We start from the raw sequence: 15,743 nt of genomic DNA on the forward strand, positions 1-15,743 counted from the left end.
GCATTTTCAACGGTATCGTATACGTTCTTATTTTGAGTTCTGGCTGTCTCAATAATGGTAAGTGCATCACAAATATGTTGTCCTCCGGTATTGCTCCGGAGTACAACAGCTTGTTTTTGTTTCCGCTTAAATTTTCGCAATTCACGCTCACTTATGTTGTTCGTGGGATCAACTTCAGGATGTGAAAGAAAATATAGATGGCTGTCCTGGTAAGCGCGTAACCTCTTTTGGAGATTGTATCCATCCATATATTCTTTCACAGGAGGATGCTCAGTGTATTCTTCTTCCGCTAATAAAGACACAGTGGTGCCTGTCACTGTGAACTTGAGATACGGTATGGCTGACGCAGGCGCAGATGGCAGAGCTGTTTAATACAACAAAACAAAATGTGAGTTTACATGCAAATAATTGTTTCAAAGAAGGGGAGTTAGATATGAAGTCAGTTGTCAAGGATTTCTTGACAACTGCATCTGATGGTAAACTTAACGATGCACGGTACTTACTCATTATGCTGGCTATATATAATTCCGTGAATTTCGACAAGAGTTATGTTAGAATGAATGCATAATATATTCCAGTATAATGTACTATTTATTATTCAATCATCTAAAGCTGTAGGTACGGAAAGTCTTAGTAAATAATTGTTCAAAACGAGGAGAATAAGCTTTGAAACCAGCATTTTACGAACCATCAGTATGTATGTGCACTCCGGACAATCCGAATACCATGGGAATCTGCGTGACTTTGACAGAACCTGTAAATTGCGATGCTCTTAAGGAAGCGGTAGAACGTCTCAGGGTGCGTTTTCCGTACTTCTATGTCCGGGTAAAACTGGAGGGGAACAACCTGATCGTGGTGCCCAACGATCTTCCGGTGGTGATCCGGAGTACGTGGGATCCGATTCTGCTTTGCTCTGCGGAAGCCAATTATCACCTGCTTTCATTCAAATTCGAAGGCAATCGGCTCGCGGCAGAAGTTTCTCATTCGATTACGGACGGAGCCGGTTTCCTGCCGTACTTCAAGAGCGTCCTATACTATTATCTAAGTACTGTTACAGGGCAGGAGTTTGATCCGACAGGAATCCGTCTTATTGGAGATGAGATCCCGGAAGCGGAGACCGGAAATCCGTTTGCGGACATCGATTTGGACGCTTCGGATGAACCGCTATATCAGAAGCCTCCGGTCACGGATTATTTCAGGCTGGAGAATCCTGTGAAAGACGGAAAACGCGAGTGTACGGCCTTTTATCTTCGGTTCCCCGAGGAACAGATAATGCAGTATTGTAAGGAGAACGACGGCAGCCCGAATGTCCTGTTCAGCGTACTCCTTGCCAAGGCAGCAAGGCGATATGATCCGAAAGATGAGAGAACCGTATCCTGTCTGATATCCGTTGATATGAAAGCTCAACTTGGGAAATTCGAAAATTACCGAATGTTCATTGATACAGCCTTTGTGGATATGCCAAAGGAACAAGCTGATTACGATATTTCGAAAGCCTGTACAAAAGCACGCGGACAGCTGATATTACAGGCTCAGCCGGAGAACGTCAGGTATACGCTGAAAACACGCAAGGCCGGATACGAGAAGATGGAACAGATGCCTTTGCAGATGTGTGCTGACGTTCTCAAACAGGCACTTGGAGCCCACAGGGCAAGCTTTTGCGTTTCCTATGCAAACAGCAGAAGCTTTGGACCGCTGGATCCGTATATCCAGGAAGTCTATCTTCTTAGCGAACCAAATGTGACGGATGTGATGGTAGAACTGTCCTGTATCAACCATCATTTTTTCGCAATGTTCGGACAGCCCTTTTCTTCTGAAGATTTCTTCAGGGCATTCCTCGCTGAATTGGATGATGCGGGTATACCATATGATATAGTGAGGAAGGAACCATTCCGGCTCTGTGGTGTAAGATATGATGACATCGAGGGAGTGAATCTATAAGAATGAAAATTAAAGGAAAATAGGCAGTCGTCAAGCTTTAGTCAGACTTTTTTCGGGACAATCCCCGATTTTTATACTACTGCTACGGGTGTTGCAATAATATATATGTTGAAACTGCACCGAGGGATATAATTCAGTTCAAATATGCTGAAAGTTTACAGATTTAACTAGAAAACATTATTTATGTGAGGATCGTGTATTTATTGAACCTGGTACTATTAAGTACGCACTAACAGGGATGACAGTAAGCTGGACTATCCTCTGGATGGAAAAAAAGTGCAGGGAATACATTGTCGAACATAGGCATGAGATTTTTGAAGGCAGCCCATGAGGAAATTGAGTTTACATGAATTCATGAGGAGGTAATTCCATGATGAAATATCTTCAAAACATAGGCAAATCTTTGATGCTTCCCATTGCTGTTCTTCCTGCGGCAGGTATCCTTTATGGCATCGGGTATTGGATAGATCCGACAGGGTGGGGCTCTAACAGCATTCTGTCAGCCTTCCTGATCAAAGCAGCAGCGGCAATCATTGATCATATTCCGTTACTCTTTGCTATAGGTGTTTCGATAGGAATGTCTAAAGATCACGAGGGAACAAGTGCGCTTTCCGGACTTGTAGCATTCCTCATGATCACATCACTTCTCAGTACCGATGCTGTTGCTATGTATAGAGGTGTAGATATTTCGGAAGTTCCCGAATCTTTCGGTAAAATTTCAAATGCCTTCATCGGTATCCTTTCCGGCATTATAGGATCTTCCTGTTACAACAGATTTAAAGGAACCATACTTCCTGACTGGCTCGCTTTCTTCAGCGGAAAAAGATGTGTTGCCATAGTAACGGCATGTACATCGATTCTTGTTGCTGTATTACTGTATTTTATCTGGCCATTGATATATGCGGGACTTGTTGCTTTCGGAACCTCTATACTCGGTCTCGGAGCTTTGGGCGCCGGATTATATGCCATGCTTAACAGGGCTCTGATCCCGCTTGGTATCCATCACGCATTAAATGCTGTATTTTGGTTTGATACCGCAAACATTAACGACCTGGGGCTCTTTTGGTCGGGGGCTGATGGTGCAGTAAAGGGTGTAACTGGTCAGTACATGACAGGTTTTTTCCCGATCATGATGTTTGGTTTACCTGCAGGTGCCCTGGCTATGTATCACACAGCAAAGACATCTAAGAAGAAAAAAGCTGCTGCCTTTCTTTTGGCTGGTGCATTTGCATCCTTCTTCACAGGTATCACAGAACCCCTTGAATTTTCTTTCATGTTCATGGCTCCTGGACTATATCTGGTACATGCAGTACTTACAGGTATTTCTGTTGCCGTATGTGCATCTATGCCCTTCCGAATCGGGTTCAACTTTTCTGCTGGTCTTGTAGACTGGATACTTAGTTTTAAAGCTCCTATGGCAGTGAATCCATGGATGCTGATTCCTATAGGTTGTGTGACCGGAGTCATATACTATGCAGTGTTTAGATTTGTGATTTTGAAGTTCGATTTAAAAACACCCGGCCGTGCAGAATATGAAGATACTGTAGAGATATCTTCAACAAAAGGTAATGATTCTGATTTCGTAAAGATTGCAGCGATCATACTTGAAGGCCTCGGTGGTAAAGGCAATATAAAAGAACTTGATCATTGTGCAACGAGAATCCGTACCGTGATCAACGACTACACACTTGTTGATGAAAACGCAATAAGGAAAACAGGAGTTGCCGGCGTTATCAGACCTGACAAATCAACAGTTCAGGTTATCATAGGGACAAAGGTACAGTTTGTTTATGAAGAAATGAAAAGATTGTTGTGATTTTCACCTTTTTCCTTGGCAGGAAGGTATCTAGTAGCAGCCAATTTCAAGTCAACAGTATTTGGAACACAGGCCGCATTTCAGTATATGAAAAAGAACGGCGGCAGTATCGTGAATATCGCAAGTCTCGCTGCGCGTACGGCAACTACCGGGCGTTCGACCATATATGCAGCCATGAAAGCAGCGGTAGTACAGTATTCCAAAACTGTGGCAGGAGAATATGGGGCATATCAGGTACGGGTCAATGCTCTCATGCCTGGGTATACATTAACACCTCTCGTTGCATCAACCTTCAGTAAAGAAGCTCTCGACAAACTTATGGAAAACAATCTGCTCGGACGTATGGCAGAACCTGTGGAGGTTGCCAAAGCAGCTTTGTTTCTGTCCAGTCCCGTCTCATCATACATTACCGGAACTTCGCTTGAAATCTCAGGAGGACATAACACAGTTCTGAACCCGGAATATGCATTTGAAAAAAGAAAAACTGAGCTGTAGGAGTATATCGAAAGAGGAGAACTTATCCCAAAAGAAGTAGCTTTATTCGGACAAACTGTCCATGTATATGATGTAGGAGCTGCAACTTTTTTAAATGACGTACTGCAGAAAAAAACAAAGCTTGGTTCAGAAAAACAGAGTCAGATAAGAACAGAATCTTATCTGGCTCATCTACAGCTTCCGTCCCAATTCTTAATTAATCGACCCATATTTGTAGTATACTAAGAACTATATGAGGAGAGACGGATATGACTTTTGAGAATTTTGAAAATCTGTTTTCGCTTTTTTGTACGATAGTTGGACTTCTATATTGTATCTTCAAGTATATCGAAACCCCAAGGCGTGGCTACAGGTGTCTTGTGGTCTTTTTCCTTGCCAATTTCCTGAGCGAGTACTACTGGACTACCTATCAGCTTGTTATGGGCGACTATCCTGAGGTATCTGAATTTGCAGCATATTTTGGATGGAATGTCGGATATTTACTGTTGCTTATAGCTGTTTTATATATGCGGCATAAAAACGTAAAACATTTCCTGCATCCTGTAATCTTTTTGCCTGTTCTTATCACCATTCCTCAGTATCTGCTTTACCTGAACTTCGGTGGCTACATAAATAATCTTTGGGAGGTGGGACTCACAACCATCACCACGGTTTATTGCCTTCAGGAGATTGTCTACTATATCAAATACAAATCGAAACAAAATGCTTTCCCATGGTTTTCTGTTCTTGTTCTAATGCATATGATTACCACATATGGAATGTGGACGGCATCCTGCTTCAACTGGAGCAGTGAACTCACCAACCCGTATTTTTACTGTACTATCATTGACGGTCTTATCTGTGTTTTATTCGGTTATGGAGCTATGAAATTTTATGAGAAAGAGGATGCTGTAACATTAGCGAAAAGTGCTTCCGGACTTAGATTTCAGGTTTTGGTACAGACTATCGTTTCTCTCCTTATCATAGGATTCTGTGGCGGTGGCTTTATAACAGTATTTGCAATCAGAAAATTCCTTTCGGAAGATAACAGTATTTTCCATAACGAAAGGCATATTGTGATTTATCTGTTTGTGATATCCGCCATCCTTATCCTTCTTGTTCTGACATTGCTTTATTATCTGACCACAATATATCACCATGTAGCGCAGAACTTCAAAAAAATGGATGAGATAAAGCGAAGCCGCCTTAATTTTATTTTCACTATTGCTATCACCTTTGTTCTGATGGCTTTTTCAGTAGTTTACAACAACGTGATTTTGTATGACTCATATGTGATCGGCAACCCTGAACACTATGAAGACATCTGGTCTCAGTTGACAGTCAATACCCTGGTATCAATTATCATCTTTTGTTTGATTTCATTTTTCTACTACCTTGGATACAAAAATGAACAGATTTCAAGTAGGAAAGTAGAGGAAATGAATATCCAGGTAGTCAGCGCCCTGGCCGCAGCCATAGATGCAAAGGATAAGTATACAAACGGTCATTCATCCAGAGTGGCAGAGTATTCAAAGATGATAGCGGCACGTTCCGGATACTCCAAAGCGGAACAGGACGAGATTTATCTGATTGGTCTTTTGCATGATGTAGGTAAGATTGGAGTTCCTGATGAAGTCATTAACAAGCCATCAAAGCTTACGGATGAAGAGTTTGAGTTGATCAGGAAGCATCCCTTAATCGGAGATAGTATCCTTAAAAGTATCAAAGAAAATCCAAAACTTGCCACAGGAGCCAGATGGCATCATGAGCGTTACGGAGGTGGCGGATATCCTGATGGCATAGCCGGTGATCAAATACCTGAAGAAGCCAGAATCATCGCGGTTGCAGACGCCTATGATGCCATGACCAGCAGACGAAGCTATCGTAATGTGATGCCTCAGGATAAGGTACGCACTGAAATCGAAAAAGGGATGAATACGCAGTTTGATCCGCGATTCGCTATAATCATGCTTCAGATGATCGACGAAGATACGGATTATTCCATGCATGGATAATTCGGTACACGGTTTTTGATATACAAGTAATATGTATATAGTAAACATTCGGAGCGGAGCGGAACCGAAAGACTGTCCTGCTATCTCAGAAGCAGGGAACAAAACAAAATATGAGATTATGATGTTTACCCCCACATTATTTAAAGGTAAACTTTGACATTACGGATGAAAAATCTGCAATAGTAAAACAAAAACTGCTAAGGTATCAGATCTTAGCAGTTTTTTATATCATGAAGGACATTATCCGACAGGCTAAAGAAGCTTAGCTCCACTCAGTTACATCTTCCAGAGTTCTGACAAATGCCTCAAGCCCCTCTTTATCGGAATCTGTAAATCTTGATAGAGACGGGCTGTCAATATCTAAAACACCTACTATATCTCCCGTGATTTTGTTATGAATAGGAATAACGATCTCTGAGTTTGAAGCACTGTCGCAGGCAATATGGCCCGGAAACTGATGAACGTCCGCTATCATCTGTGTTTCGTTTAAAGCCCATGCTGTACCGCATACTCCCTTGCCCTTAGCTATATGGATGCAGGCAACCTTACCCTGAAATGGTCCGAGCACGAGCTGATCGTTTTTTATCAGATAGAATCCTGCCCAGTTGAGATCAGGCAGTGAATCATATATAAGTGCTGATGCATTGCTGAGTAAAGGGATGTAATTGTGGTCATCATCTGCAAGTGCTTTTAGCTGAGCGGTTATAAGTTTGTAATCAATCATGATGTTTTCCTCGTTGCCTTTAATGTTGTTGCGTCTGCATCAGCTATTTGTGAGCAGCTTGGTTATGCAGACGTAGTAATCTATATTTTTCATAAGGCTAATCATGACATATTTTGATGTAAGTGTCAAAAGCTGATATTCTAATTCCTACAGTAAACTCACGCTATATAGAAAGTTAATAGCTATTGATTATGAATGTACTTATGTGGTACCTTTTAACAAGATAGTATTTGTTAAGAGACGTAAATAATGTCTTGAGCATAATAAGGTACAGCGGAAGGAAAATGATTAAGGGTGCTAAAATAACACTTTCCGTCAGGATGTTCCTGAAGACTGTCACTATGGAAATCCGATGAATGCATTGGGAACTGTGGATGTGAGTTCCATTACTTCACATATAAGGAAGGTTTCAAAATGGATATTACGACAAGATATGATTCAGGAACTATATATTTGTATATAACAGGAAAACTAAGCTCGACAACAGTGGGAGACCTGTCCCAGGTCATTGACCGCATACCGAAAGATACAAAAAAGGTAGTATTGGACTTTTCTAAAGTCTCATATATTTCATCCTTTGGACTAAGGGAAATACTTCGTCTGAAAAAACATATGAAGGACGGAAGTGATCTTACCATTGTGGGATGTAATGAGGATGTTCTCGAAATATTCAGAGAAACCGGCTTTGACAAAATGGTAAATCTTGAGAAAGGTTCTTTGGAAGAATCTCCGGAAACCCTTTCGGTTAAAGATTTGTTCCTGCTTAAAGTCAGTACCGCTCCTCAGAAACCATTTGTAGTTACAGACCACCGGATATATACCTGCGAGGATATAAATCATTACGCCCATATACTTGCGGCAGATTTATTTAGAAACGGAGTACACAAGGGAACTCATATAGGCATATACAGCGGCAACAGTGTTAACTGGGTGATCTCGTTCCTCGCAGCACAGATGCTGGGCGCCATAGCTATGCCCCTCAATTTTCAATATACCATCGATGACCTTATCCAGCTTTCCGACATCGGTGATATCACCCACCTTCTTATAGGCGATGTACAGAACGCCGGAACCATAGATGAATTCAAAAAAGCAGTCATGGCTAATGACTCCAAAATACATCAGGTACTTGATATAGGTAAAAATGTAGACTTCAGCTTACGTGACGCAGAGTTTGAACCTCTTCAGGATCAATTCAAAGGTAAACAGGAGGCAGAAGATAACTGCTGTATGCTGTTCACTTCAGGTTCTACCGGTAAACCAAAGGCTGTACTTTTGTCTTCGGCAGGAATACTTCATTCGGCAAAATGTAATGTTGAATTCATGCATTTATCCGAGAATGACAGGATATGCATGAATGTTCCCCTTTTCCACACAACAGGTTTGATACGGGGTTTCCTGGCTGCTCTTTATTCAGGAGCCAGCATTCATATCCCTGAAAATTTCGAAATCGGAACACTTCTTTCTTTTATAGAGAAGCAAAAGTGTACCATCATGAATGCGATACCGGGAACTATCATATCAATGGTAAATGATCCTTCATTTTCAGAGGACAAAGTGGCAAGCCTTCGATGCTCTATTCTTACAGGCGCTCCGGCAACGGAAACACAGATGCGTATGCTTATGGAAAAAATGCCGGGAAATCATTTCATCTCTTCCTATGGCATGAGTGAACTGTCACCGATAACCGCTACTCTTTACGGAGACAGTGTTGAACACATCTGCCGCAGTGTAGGAAAGGTTGCTGATGGAGTTACAGTCGAGATCCTGGATTTTCATACAGGAATGCCTCTCCCTCCGGGAAAAGATAACCGCGGTGAAATCGTTGTCCATGGCGACAGCGCAATGACAGCCTACTATAAATTGCCGGCAGAATCACAGGCTCTGGATGACAAAGGACGCATACGGACCGGTGACTTCGGATTCTTCGATTCTGATGGATATCTTCATATCTCAGGCAGAATGAAAGAGCTGATCCACTGTAACGGAAAAACCATAGAACCAAATGCTGTGGGTAGTGTGATTGCGGAATATGCTCCTGTTTCTGATGTCAAAGTAGTAGGTATAGCCGATGAAAAGGACGGGGAAGTTGCCGTGGCATGTATCAGCCTCAAGAAAAATTCTCAGGGTCAGCCTGAATACAATGAAGCAGAACTTGTTGCATTCTTAAAGAACCGTTTGTCCGATTACCAGATTCCAAGAAGATTTATGATATACGACAAGCTGCCCACTCTTGCTAACGGAAAAGTAGATGCTGTTACTTTGAAGAAAGACGCTCAGAAAGCTGCAGAAGTCTGAAAGCGATAAAAAAACGGAGCCGATCTGATATACATCTGTATGTCAGATATTAAGGCTCCAAAAACGGCGTTTATAGCCGAGGAGGATATAATGGAAAAAGAATATAAAGGTACCAAAATATGTGCCGTACAGGGTGATATAACAAAAACAGAGGGTTTGGATGTATTGGTTATAGGCGCTGACGAGAGCCTGTATCTGGATAGCGGTGTTTGTAAAGCCATTCATTCCATTGCCGGACCGGAACTTCTTCAGGAAGTCAAAAAACTGGGTGGTTGTAAAACCGGTGAAGCCAGGATAACCGGTGCCTTTGATGCCAATGCTGATTTTATCATTCACACCGCAGCTCCCAAATGGCAGGACGGTATGCATGATGAAGTTAAACTCCTTTCTTCCTGCTATAAAAGCATATTAACATTAGCTGCCGAAAATAAAGCAAAAAACATAGGGCTTCCTTCTCTTGGTACCGGTGTCTATCATTTTCCTTTGGATCTGGCATCTGAAACTGCGATAAATACAGCAAAAAAATTTGTGGATGAAAATGCAGGAGCATTGGAAAGCATCACCTGGATCCTCTTCGACGAGCAGACCTTTAAAACCTATGAAGCTGCAATTACAGCCATGGTTTAAGGGGGACCAGTGAATTGATCAAAAACCTTTTTCCGATAATTCCCAGAATCGAGAATGACGGGATCGTACTTGACAGGATAACACAGAAAGATGCCGAAGATCTCAAAGACTTTGTCTCATCCTCAGCTGTGTATGAATATGAACCTACATTTTTATTTGAGAAAAAATATGATGATGTGACTTATGTTATAGACCATCTGTATGATGAATGCCTGGAAAGCTCCCTGATACTTGGAATATATGTCGACGATAAGTTCGCAGGAATTGCAGAATTCTATGGATTCTCAGACAGGATCCATAAGGTAAGTATCGGTTTCAGACTGTCCGAGAAGTATTGGGGCAGGGGCATCGGTACCAGGGCAGTTAAAGCGATGATAGACTATCTGGAGACGCAAACAAACATCGAGATAATCCAGGCAAGCACCCTTCCGGAAAACAACAGATCAGCCCGTGTTCTCGAAAAACTCGGCTTTACTCCGGTAGTAAAAAATTCCGATGAAGACTGGGGCTTCGGCGGTCTGACTCCGACAGATAAGTGGATTCTGTAACTTACTTCGCAGTAATGCTTGGCACAAACGATCTTTTGAATCAAGGCGAGTGCCTGTCACCGTGAACACAGAACGTGCAGCAAGAGAGGCAAGAAATCCTCGCGATGGTTCGGTAATGCAGATCGGACCTTCCAAATCCGCCCGCTTCAAAGCTGGTGCAGACCTTAAGAAACGTGTGAACGGATAATAAGCATAAACTCAATGCCTTGGAGGTTGCCGCTTAAGATGATTGTCTATAAGCGACAGCCTCTTCAAATTGTTAGAACAAAAATATTCTTCTAAGGTTATAGGAAAACAGTAATGAAAAATATTGAGATTAAGGAAGTTATCCCGTACGCAAGTACCGTTTTGTTAGTGGCTTTGATGACACTTTCTGCAGAGGTTTTAAATGAGAAGGAGATAATATTTCCTGAGATAACAGCATTAGCAGTTGGATATATGGTGGCAAAAAAGAGAAGCTGGAAGGTAAACGGAGGGCGTATGCTGGCCCTGATTACAGGCTGCGCGATAATGGGAGTGTGCATTGTTAGATTCGTTCCGTTTGATACGTATATAGAAGTGATTCTGGCATTTACAATCGCCCAGGTGCTTTTTATGTTTTCGGGAACTACATTCGCGCCATTTGTATCAGCAATAGTGTTGCCGGTGATGATGCAGACTACAAGTATAGTGTACCCAATAGCTGCATTTATACTGACTTCACTTGTGATATTGTTCCATAATCTTTTTCTGTTTCAGGGAATTCGGAAAGATGAGGAATATGTTCCTGTGATGTTGAGTTCAAGAGATGACATGATAGATACTGCTATCAGAATCCTTTGTGTGACAGTAATTGCCGGTGTAGCATTCATAACAGGTTATAGATTTATCGTAGCTCCTCCGTTACTTGTGGCATTTACTGAGTTTTCCAGACCAGGAAACAAGACAAGAAATATACCGGTCAAAACGGTGGCAGTGATAACTCTTTGTTCCATAATTGGTGTAATATCAAGATATATCTTTGTTATCAGGTTAGGGCTTCCTCTTACGATTGCAGCCATAGTTGCTACATGTGGAATGCTTACCGTTATTTATTTTTCTAAAATGTATATGCCGCCGGTAGGAGCCATTACTATGCTTAGCATGATAATATCTGAAAGCGTATTGTTTACTTATCCGATTCAGATTTTTGTAGGCAGTAGCCTGATTCTTATTCTGTCCAGAATTCTTTTCATGAGACGACAGGACAAGAAAATAAATGAAAAAAGAGCAGAACTACATGCAGAATGAGTAATAATTCCGTTAGTGAACGGATAATAATTATCTTGATCAAAACCGGCAGAGCTCATTCTGCCGGTAACCCTCTATAATTCGATGATCCGGTAAATAGTACTGTATCATCCTGATCATAAACTAAGTGGTTTAAATTTAATCTTTCTTCTGCATTATCTTCAATACAGCAATTTTGTCTATATAAAGCTTTTCCAGATAATCTTTTCTTGACGTACTAAGTGAACTGCTTTTGTCTAACTCGGCTCTGATTTCTGTGCAATCCGGTAATTTATCTAATTCAACACAGCTCAAATCAGAAATGTGTTCCAGACATTCTTTTTCAGTATGATACAGACCATTTACTCTCGTATGTTCCGTATCTATCGGAAGTTCATATTCCATATTTTCACTGCTGCCCGAATCATAGACCGGAGCGGTACTCACGATCTGTAAGGTATCAGGATCTCTCAGAAATCCGATATTTCCCTGATGTCTGTCACGATTAGTGATGAGATAATCCACGATAGTTTGAATATCAAGATATCTCCATACAGCTCCACCGGACAATCCATATTTTCCCGCCAGCTCAACAAGTATACTAAACAGGTCATCCTGCTGAGTGAAATTGTACTCTTCGAGCAAATCATAAGCCGTAACAAGCTCCAACTTTTCGGTTGTGAATGCTTTGCAAAAACACCCAACGATCTGGTTTTCAGAATTTAACACATACTGATACTTACAATAATTGTCGTACCCGACTCTTTCATAGATCATATTTGCAAGCATTTCTCTTATTATTAGCACATCTTCAGAAGGAGAGACTTTCTTACAAATATTCAAGGTTACACCTGTATCTGTTTTTTCACAAAACCAGTATTTCTCCAATTCACCACCAAGAGTAGAATTGGCACCGTTTCTATATATTGTCTTTTCTGCAAGCTTCTCCTGAGTAAGAACATCGACTTGATCATAACCGTAGAGATTTACCTCTTCCCACGTCATATGTTCATCTCTTCTGCGGATCCAATAGCAATCATCAAGGGAACAGGCGTGATTCTCCAACATCCATGCCAGGGTATTCCTTGGAAAATCATCATTCCTTTGCCTGTTTTTCCGGTTTGTTGGAATTGTTCTGTTATTCAACCATATATCAACAAGCGTACAGCCTTCTTCATTAAGTATCAGCTGAGATTCAAGCACTTCACGTACAAACTCAGTTTGATAATGGACAATCCTTTTCAAAGGGAGAGGAAGATGATCGGCTGTCTTAAGATTGATAACTCCGAAAACCACCTCTGTTTCCAATTCAAAAACACAAACCGGAATATCTTTATGTAAAAGAATATATATCATGTTTAACCCCAAATATCCTGTGCTGTCTTAAGCAACTCATCCTGATGACTATACTTTGATTTTTTGTTCCGTTCATCAAGAATAAGAGCGACCATCTTATCTTCAATGTCCCGAAGTATAGTTAACTCCAGCAATCTTAATGCATACACAGGTGGAGTTCGATATGCTTTACTATCCTTTGATGCTTCCCATTGTTTTACAGTTTGTAAAGGGATATGATACATCCCGGCAAATTTTACCTGCGTGAGTCCTGTCATCTCCCTTAATTCTTTTATGCTCAGCATATAATAAGCCCCCCATAAGTATACAATGTATACCTTAATTGTAATATTTCTAACACTTATAATCAAGGTGGTGTAAAAATCCGACATAAATAATCTTCTTTAATCACTTCAAACGTAAACTATGAGTCATGGGTGGTTATGCGTGTCAACATTCCTACAGTAAGCGGAAGACTCTCAGATGAAGCTTACGTGACATATATATCAAACATCCAAAACAGAGAAGTATCTGTACTATTGTGGAACAAGGTGTGGCAAGGCCGATATGGAACAGAGAACCCGGCATCAGCTTGCTCATCAGAAAAGATACCGGTACTCTGACTAAAAATGCTCCGATAATACCCTGAGCCATAACGAATGTGGTATATCCCATCCCGTTATAGAAACCGATAAAGCAGAACAAGAAACACGTGAAGAGACAGTCTACAGCATATGCCTTTATATACTCAAATCCGGCCTGAATAACAGCTGCATCAGAGGAGAATATACCAGAAAGCAGGTCTCCATGGAAAAATCCCGTATAGAACATTACCGCACCAAATATAAATGAAATTCCCACAGCGGCACGGAATCCCTTAAATGCTCTATCCAGTTTTCCCGCACCTCTGTTCTGGGCAACGAAGGCTGACATTGACTGCATAAAGGACATGGGAACAAGCATTATGAACACGCAGACTTTTTCTGCAACGCCTATACCTGCGGATGCCACCAATCCTATAGAATTCACTATGGCAAGGATCACAAGAAAAGACATTCCAACAAGAAGATCCTGTACGGCAATAGGTATTCCAAGCACAAGGATTCTGTTGATTATGCGAGTGTTCCATGTGATCATTTTCTTTTCCAGTTTGAAAGGCAGAGTTTTATGTGAAATAAGGATACATGAGATAACTACACTTATAAACTGAGCTCCCACAGTAGCAAGCGCTGCGCCCTTTGTTCCCATATGTAAAACCGCAACAAATAAAAGGTCACCAATTATATTACAGATACATGCTATCAAAACTGTGACAAGAGGAGTATTGGAATCTCCCATGCCTCTGAAAATACCACCGATCATATTGTAAGCCATGATTACTATTATTCCGGCTCCGCAGATTCGGATATATGTAGTTGTCAATTCAAATGCTTCGACCGGAGCATGCATGGTCAAGGCAAGCTTTGGTGCGGATACCGGTATAAGCATTGTCAGGAAACAACCTATGGCTGCAAACAAAACGAGTCCGCTGCCGACGATCCTTCCTCCTTCATCTGCACGTTTTTCACCGATCTTCTGACCAAGAAAAATGGTCATACCCATACACAGGCTGCTGATTATATTTGTGATGGTTGCCATAATCTGAGAACCGGTGGAAACAGCAGATACATCAGCCGATTCCGCGAACTTTCCCACCACCAAAAGATCAACAGCACCGTACATCGCCTGTAGAAATAAGGCTAAAAGAACCGGTCCCGCAAATTTAAGAAGAGGTAAAACTATAGCACCTGATGTAAAATCTATTCTTTTTTCCATTGAGTATTTCCTCCGTCCAAATTCCTTATGGTAATAAAAAAAGCCGGACAAGAAGCTGGTATTTCAACCAGACATCTTATCCAGCTCGTTATTTCAAAACGAATAACTCACCCTCCGATGACGTTCACATTCTAACATATAGAAGTCTAATGTCAACAGTTGCATTATTTCAAAGTACAATCCTGATCCATCAGGATTTCTTTAACGCATCCATCATAATATCATCATGATCAAAGGCAAGGTCTTTAAGAGTAAGTTCTGTTTCACCATTCACGAATCGGTAATTGTCATTTTCATGTATAACGGTAAACCATCCGGCATCCGCTGCATCATCCGCGGCAATAGGCTTTACCTTATCAGGATCAACAACAGCCAAATATGCGGCTGAGACGGTCCAACCGCGGGGATCCCTTCCCGGCTTGCTGTAAACTCCTATTAACGTAAGATCTTTCGGTGCCATTTCAACACCAGTTTCTTCTGAAAGCTCTCTTGCAGCTGTTTCTTCTATACGCTCACCTTCCTCAGAGAAACCTCCCGGGAAAGCCCATTTGCCTAGACAGGGATGATTTCCTCTCTTAATGAGCAGTACCTTTTCTTCTGAGTCTTTCTTTGTGATTATGCAGATGTCTGCTGTTAAAGACGGCTTCTTCCATTTATTGGAATCATAGGATTTTAAATATTCTTCTTCGGTAAGTCCGTTCTTATCTCTTATTTCACTCATTGTCAACCTCCATTAAGCATTGCATTTCCTTAATTCTTCAATATATTCAAATCCGAATAACTCAATCTGGTCCAATACCTTCCTGAATTTTTCACCCATTTCGCTAAGGCTGTATTCTACTCTTGGCGGAACTTCAGCGTATACTTTCCTGACGATAAGCTTATCATCCTCTAATTGTCTT

At 41.3% G+C, this 15,743-nt stretch carries 16 protein-coding genes; 9 read left to right on the forward strand and 7 right to left on the reverse strand.

The features are described 5' to 3' along the window. Positions 1–302: IS66 family transposase (locus BLV86_RS17645; protein ID WP_139297946.1), on the reverse strand; the 302-nt coding region annotated here is incomplete at its 3' end. A gap of 364 nt (positions 303–666) precedes the next feature. On the opposite strand from BLV86_RS17645, the gene BLV86_RS15695 reads away from it, so the two are divergent. The 4 genes from BLV86_RS15695 to BLV86_RS18380 all read left to right on the forward strand — a co-directional run bounded on the left by BLV86_RS15695 (position 667) and on the right by BLV86_RS18380 (position 6,246). After that, positions 667–1,941 (forward strand): hypothetical protein, encoded by a 1,275-nt coding sequence (locus BLV86_RS15695; RefSeq protein WP_090819411.1) that lies wholly within the window; start codon positions 667–669, stop codon positions 1,939–1,941. A 370-nt stretch (positions 1,942–2,311) separates the two neighbouring features. Beyond that, positions 2,312–3,757: an N-acetylglucosamine-specific PTS transporter subunit IIBC gene (gene nagE / locus BLV86_RS15700; protein WP_175456589.1), complete on the forward strand. Its 1,446-nt coding sequence runs from the start codon at positions 2,312–2,314 to the stop codon at positions 3,755–3,757. Positions 3,758–3,772: 15 nt separating this feature from the next. Beyond that, positions 3,773–4,252: an SDR family NAD(P)-dependent oxidoreductase gene (locus BLV86_RS15705; protein WP_090819414.1), complete on the forward strand. Its 480-nt coding sequence runs from the start codon at positions 3,773–3,775 to the stop codon at positions 4,250–4,252. Positions 4,253–4,500: 248 nt separating this feature from the next. Next, a complete protein-coding gene (locus BLV86_RS18380) occupies positions 4,501–6,246 on the forward strand; it encodes an HD-GYP domain-containing protein (protein WP_242873342.1) in 1,746 nt (581 codons plus the stop codon). A gap of 262 nt (positions 6,247–6,508) precedes the next feature. Here the strand turns inward: BLV86_RS18380 and BLV86_RS15715 are convergent, their stop codons facing one another. Then, a complete protein-coding gene (locus tag BLV86_RS15715) occupies positions 6,509–6,970 on the reverse strand; it encodes a GAF domain-containing protein (protein WP_090819416.1) in 462 nt (153 codons plus the stop codon). 414 nt (positions 6,971–7,384) lie between these two features. On the opposite strand from BLV86_RS15715, the gene BLV86_RS15720 reads away from it, so the two are divergent. The 5 genes from BLV86_RS15720 (at position 7,385) to BLV86_RS15740 (ending at position 11,712) form a co-directional block, all read left to right on the forward strand. Then, positions 7,385–9,268, forward strand: a complete 1,884-nt coding sequence (locus BLV86_RS15720; protein WP_090819418.1) for an AMP-binding protein — start codon at positions 7,385–7,387, stop codon at positions 9,266–9,268. Positions 9,269–9,358: 90 nt separating this feature from the next. Further along, positions 9,359–9,895: a macro domain-containing protein gene (locus BLV86_RS15725; RefSeq protein ID WP_090819420.1), complete on the forward strand. Its 537-nt coding sequence runs from the start codon at positions 9,359–9,361 to the stop codon at positions 9,893–9,895. Between the two features lie 14 nt (positions 9,896–9,909). Next, positions 9,910–10,443 (forward strand): GNAT family N-acetyltransferase, encoded by a 534-nt coding sequence (locus tag BLV86_RS15730; protein WP_031553604.1) that lies wholly within the window; start codon positions 9,910–9,912, stop codon positions 10,441–10,443. A gap of 61 nt (positions 10,444–10,504) precedes the next feature. Further along, positions 10,505–10,630, forward strand: coding sequence for an HU family DNA-binding protein (locus tag BLV86_RS18560; protein ID WP_330386249.1), 126 nt, complete (start codon positions 10,505–10,507; stop codon positions 10,628–10,630). A 113-nt stretch (positions 10,631–10,743) separates the two neighbouring features. After that, positions 10,744–11,712, forward strand: a complete 969-nt coding sequence (locus tag BLV86_RS15740) for a hypothetical protein (protein WP_090819424.1) — start codon at positions 10,744–10,746, stop codon at positions 11,710–11,712. 138 nt (positions 11,713–11,850) lie between these two features. Here BLV86_RS15740 and BLV86_RS15745 read toward each other — a convergent pair whose 3' ends face one another. The 5 genes from BLV86_RS15745 to BLV86_RS18705 all read right to left on the reverse strand — a co-directional run bounded on the left by BLV86_RS15745 (position 11,851) and on the right by BLV86_RS18705 (position 15,718). Continuing rightward, positions 11,851–13,047, reverse strand: coding sequence for a HipA domain-containing protein (locus BLV86_RS15745; protein ID WP_090819426.1), 1,197 nt, complete (start codon positions 13,045–13,047; stop codon positions 11,851–11,853). Positions 13,048–13,049: 2 nt separating this feature from the next. Beyond that, a complete protein-coding gene (locus BLV86_RS15750) occupies positions 13,050–13,331 on the reverse strand; it encodes a helix-turn-helix domain-containing protein (protein WP_031555096.1) in 282 nt (93 codons plus the stop codon). Between the two features lie 154 nt (positions 13,332–13,485). Continuing rightward, on the reverse strand, positions 13,486–14,841 hold the full coding sequence (locus BLV86_RS15755) for an MATE family efflux transporter (protein WP_090819430.1): 1,356 nt from the start codon (positions 14,839–14,841) through the stop codon (positions 13,486–13,488). A 190-nt stretch (positions 14,842–15,031) separates the two neighbouring features. Beyond that, the gene (locus BLV86_RS15760) at positions 15,032–15,562 is read right to left on the reverse strand and encodes an NUDIX domain-containing protein (RefSeq protein WP_090819431.1); all 531 of its coding nucleotides are present in this window, start codon (positions 15,560–15,562) and stop codon (positions 15,032–15,034) included. Positions 15,563–15,574: 12 nt separating this feature from the next. Beyond that, entirely contained in the window at positions 15,575–15,718 is a 144-nt protein-coding gene (locus tag BLV86_RS18705) for a winged helix-turn-helix transcriptional regulator (protein ID WP_242873343.1), read from the reverse strand. Positions 15,719–15,743: the final 25 nt, after the last annotated feature.

Origin of the sequence: Oribacterium sp. KHPX15 (assembly GCF_900107835.1) — a bacterium.
Classification (GTDB): Bacteria; Bacillota; Clostridia; order Lachnospirales; family Lachnospiraceae; genus Oribacterium.